This is a genomic window from Thermosynechococcus sp. OHK43, assembly GCF_014466085.1.
Lineage (GTDB): Bacteria > Cyanobacteriota > Cyanobacteriia > Thermosynechococcales > Thermosynechococcaceae > Thermosynechococcus.
Genome location: NZ_JACOMP010000015.1, coordinates 1 through 4397, shown reverse-complemented (window position 1 = coordinate 4397; position 4397 = coordinate 1). Strand labels below are relative to the sequence as shown.

At 54.1% G+C, this 4397-nt stretch carries 6 protein-coding genes; 5 read left to right on the top strand and 1 reads right to left on the bottom strand.

What is annotated here, in order from left to right:
• Positions 1-269: 269 nt before the first annotated feature.
• The 3 genes from hemH (at position 270) to H8Q75_RS00710 (ending at position 1990) form a co-directional block, all read left to right on the top strand.
• Positions 270-1436: a ferrochelatase gene (gene hemH / locus H8Q75_RS00720; RefSeq protein ID WP_041429144.1), complete on the top strand. Its 1167-nt coding sequence runs from the start codon at positions 270-272 to the stop codon at positions 1434-1436.
• Between the two features lie 79 nt (positions 1437-1515).
• Positions 1516-1800, top strand: coding sequence for a hypothetical protein (locus H8Q75_RS00715; protein ID WP_024125220.1), 285 nt, complete (start codon positions 1516-1518; stop codon positions 1798-1800).
• Positions 1801-1819: 19 nt separating this feature from the next.
• The gene (locus H8Q75_RS00710) at positions 1820-1990 is read left to right on the top strand and encodes a hypothetical protein (protein WP_024125221.1); all 171 of its coding nucleotides are present in this window, start codon (positions 1820-1822) and stop codon (positions 1988-1990) included.
• 3 nt (positions 1991-1993) lie between these two features.
• On the opposite strand, the gene argC is transcribed toward H8Q75_RS00710, so the two are convergent.
• A complete protein-coding gene (gene argC, locus H8Q75_RS00705) occupies positions 1994-3046 on the bottom strand; it encodes an N-acetyl-gamma-glutamyl-phosphate reductase (protein WP_297039583.1) in 1053 nt (350 codons plus the stop codon).
• Positions 3047-3249: 203 nt separating this feature from the next.
• On the opposite strand from argC, the gene H8Q75_RS00700 reads away from it, so the two are divergent.
• Entirely contained in the window at positions 3250-3579 is a 330-nt protein-coding gene (locus H8Q75_RS00700; RefSeq protein WP_024125223.1) for an Hpt domain-containing protein, read from the top strand.
• Positions 3580-3584: 5 nt separating this feature from the next.
• Entirely contained in the window at positions 3585-4283 is a 699-nt protein-coding gene (locus H8Q75_RS00695) for a DUF1995 family protein (RefSeq protein WP_024125224.1), read from the top strand.
• Positions 4284-4397 lie beyond the last annotated feature (114 nt).

Here is a 4397-nt window from a genome sequence, read left to right as displayed (position 1 = left end):
TCCACATAGACCAAGCTGGGGACAAGGGCAGGCACCTCACCAAAGCCCACCGAGCGTCCAGGGAGCGTTACCGCTTCGGCAGCTTGAGCGGCAGAATTCCACCGCGCCACCAACGTATTACTGGTTCCAAAATCAATTGCGTAGGTCACCGTTTGAACACATCAACAACATTCTTTAATCCTTACCTTAGCGAGATTTTCTCCCCCTGAGATCCTGAGAGTATGTCACAATAAGAAAGCGATCGCGAAAAGATTTAGGTGATTTTGGGAATGGCGAGCCAAACAGGTGTACTACTTCTCAATTTAGGGGGGCCCGATCGCCCCGAGGATGTCCGCCCTTTTTTGTACAACCTGTTCTCCGATCCCGAAATCATTCGCCTCCCCTTTCGTTGGCTCCAAAAGCCTCTTGCGTGGTTTATTTCCACCAGTCGGGCCCGTCGCTCTCAGGCAAACTATGCCCAAATTGGTGGCGGCTCCCCCCTGCGGCGCATTACCGAACAGCAAGCCCGTGCCCTGAAAGACGCCTTAGGAGGCATTGGCATTGAGGCTAACTTGTACATTGGGATGCGCTACTGGCACCCCTTTACGGAGGAGGCGATCGCCCAAATCAAAGCGGATCAAATTCGCGAGCTGGTGATTTTGCCCCTTTATCCTCAGTTTTCCATTAGCACAAGTGGTTCCAGTTTTCGCCTCCTAGAGAGCCTATGGAATCAAGACCCTGAATTGCAAAAAATTCGCTATACGCTGATCCCCTCTTGGTACAACCACCCCGGTTATGTGCTCGCCATGGCGGACTTGATTCGCCAAGAACTGGATCGGTGTCCCAACCCCGATGAGGCGGTAGTTTTCTTTAGTGCCCACGGCGTTCCCAAAAGCTATGTCAGCGAAGCCGGCGATCCCTACCAAGAGGAAATTGAAGCCTGCGTCAGGCTGATCATGGCTGCCCTCAATCGCCCCAATGCCCATGTGCTGGCCTACCAAAGTCGGGTGGGGCCGGTCGAGTGGCTGCAACCCTACACCGAAGATGTCATTCTCGAATTGGCAGCCCAAGGGGTGAAAACCCTGGTTGTGGTGCCCATTAGCTTCGTTTCAGAGCACATTGAAACTCTCCAAGAAATTGACATCGAGTACCGCGAGATTGCTGAAGAAGCCGGCATTGAAGTGTTTCGGCGAGTGCCCGCCCTCAACGATCACAATGGTTTTATTAGCGCCCTTGCCCAACTGGTGAAGGATGCCCTAGCAGCACCACCGCGCACCTTTGCTGAGGTAAACAAGTCCCGCAAGCGGGTGAAGCTTTATCCCCAGGAGCGCTGGGAATGGGGCATGACCTCCGCCGCCGAACGCTGGAATGGTCGCTTGGCCATGTTGGGTTTTCTGGCGTTGATGATTGAACTCATCAGTGGTCAAGGCCCCTTACATATGCTGGGGCTATTGTGAGCAATGTCGCCTGCCTGAGAGGGGGAATCTTAAAATTTTCGATACAATAGACCTAGTGCCATTGAGAAAGGCTATAGTTGTGTCTGAAGCGCCCAAGCCAGAATTTGACAAACAAAAGTTCCTCTTCCCCATCAGTTCCTACCGCGGCCCATTTACGCCCCAAAATTTGGCCTTTAATGCCAATTTGCAGGAATTTGCCCAACGGGTAAACTACATTTGTGGCTTGGAAACCGGTGGAAAAATCACTAGCGATGAGGCCTACAATCAAATCAAGGCCCTCTGGAAACAACTAAAGAAATCCCGAGAATTGCTCTTTGCCAGTCTTCCGCCTGAGGAGGAGGGGAATAGTTCAGATGTTGATTGATATTGATTGATGAGTTCCGATGGCTCCCTTGACACCGACAACGCTACTGTTAAGCTTGAGTACTGCTCCCTTTCTGGTGGCTTTGTGCCTAGGACAGGGATTATGGCAGATGGGGTTATGCTTGAGTGCAGCCAGTACGGAGATTCTACGGGGCGATCGCCTGCCCTTGGTGACACAGGATGAAACTTGAGTCCTAGGGATAAAAAGCAACCTGCGGTAAGCCCATCGTCTCTGGCCAACCCATCATCAAATTCAAACACTGCACCGCCTGGGAGGCTTGGCCCTTCATGAGGTTATCAATGGCAGACATGACAATCACGCGGCCGGTGCGCTCATCCACTTCAATGCCAATAAAGCAGGCATTGGTGCCCCAGGCCCATTTGGTTTGGGGATAGAGGCCGGGGGGCATGATATTGACCCAAGGGGAATGGCGATAAAAGGCTTGGTAGATAGTGATCAAATCTTCACGTACCAGACCCGGATCCCGCAGGGTGGCATAGACAGTGGCCAAAATCCCCCGAGGCATGGGCACGAGGTGGGGTGTAAACTGCACGAGAACACTTTGGCCAGCCAAATCACTACAAATGGCTTCAATTTCTGGGGTGTGGCGGTGACGCGCAACATTGTAAGGGGCAAGGGAATTGTCAGCTTCTGCAAGGAGGAGATTGATTTTGCCCTGACGCCCGCCGCCAGAGGTACCGGACTTGGCATCAATAATTGCCGTATTTGGTTCAATCAGCCCTTGCTTCATTAAAGGTGCCAGTGCCAGCAAACTAGCGGTGGGGTAACACCCCGGACAACCAATGAGGGCACTTTGGCGAATGCGATCGCGATAGAGTTCTGGTAAGCCATAGACCGCCTTTTGGGCCGTAGCCTGATCTGCCCTGGGTTCACCGTACCACTGGGTGTAGGTTTCCAAATCCTGAAAGCGATAGTCTGCCGATAGATCCAGCACTTTACAGCCCTGCTCAAGGAGTTGCGGGACAAGCTTACAGGCGATGCCATTGGGCAGCGAGAGAAACACCACTTGGGCGCGATCGCGAATGACCTCCACGGATACGGGCTCCACCGTGAGATTCACCCGCCCCTGCAAGTGGGGATATAACTCCGTGTAGGGGCGACCGGCACTGCCTTCACCACCGAGATAAACAATCTCCACTTGGGGGTGCTCAAGGAGTAAGCGCACCAGTTGGACGCCCCCATAGCCTGAGGCACCCACAATCCCCACCGTCACGCGATCGCCCATAGTTCCTCGTCTTTGCTGCGGTTGTTTGCTGAGCCACTGCGATAGTGCCATCGAATCCCTGATTTCGCCAAGGGGGTAAACTGCGCTCAGGAAGTTAAGAATTATTACAAAGCTCCCCCTATGCTTCTTGCCTCAACCCTTGAATTGCCTTGGCTAGGACAGGCTACAATAACGACGAGTCACCTGTGGGGAATTGGGAACTGATGACATCGCCAATTGACTGGGACTATTTAGCTACCCTTTCGGGGGGCGATCGCGAGTTTGAGTTGGAACTGCTACAAACCTTTGTCGAGGATGCCCAGCAACGCCTAGCGGCTTTGGCAGAAGCTGTGAACCAAGGGAACGTGGATCAAATCAAGCGAGAGGCCCATCACCTCAAGGGAGCCAGTGGCAATGTCGGTATTAGCGCCATGCAAGCAGTCGCAGCCCAACTAGAACAGTCCACTACCACAGAGACCCTAGGGCAGGCCAAAGCGCTCATAGAGGAGCTGCAGCGCCTCTTTAACACCGTGGTCAGCGAAGTCTCTGCCTAGCCCCCATGTCCATTTTGCCGCCCGATAGCCTGGAGACTGCCCTGAGTCAAGCCCAGCAGGCCACCCAAGCGGCGCTCCAAGAGGGTAAAAACCGCCTGCAAATCGAGATTCTGCTTCCTGATCTCAATCCCATGGGCTTGGCGGCTGGCTACCTGCCCCTGTTTGCCGAAATGGGCAGTGATCTTAAGGTCTTTTTTGCCGATGCTGGCTCTGCGGCTCTTGCTCGTCGTGAATGGGGTGAAACCCCCTATAGGGTGCGGGGGGTTAATGAACTTCTGACACCCATTGAAGCGAGCGATCGCGCCATTGTGATTGTTGCCCCTACCCCTGTGGAGGTCACGGCAATTGAGCAGATGTGTCTGACTGCGGGCGATCGCCCCTTTATTCTCTTGAACCCACGGCTACAGGATGTGGCCACCGTGGGCATTGGCTACGCCGGTCGCCGGTTGCGGGAACGATTTTTGAACACTCTCGAACCCTGCTATTATCTGCGTCCCCTCGCAGAAACCATTATTCTCTGGCGCTGTTATCCCCAACCGTGGCAAATTTGGCAATACAGTGAAGCAGCCCCCACGTGCTTAGCAGAATTTGCGCAACGCCCCAGTAGCGAGGACATTGAGCGTGCCCTCACCCCCCAAGGTCAACCCCGTGGTCAGGGAATCTTTAGTCGCTTGGCTGCCTTTTTACGAGCACTTCAGAACTAGACACCCTCTAAGGGGTAGCCGGTTCAGTGTTACTCGTTGGCGGAGGTGATCCCTCCGGCGTTGTGTCTGTCGGTGCTGGCGAGGGCGCAGGTGCCGGTGGAGATGGTTCAACGG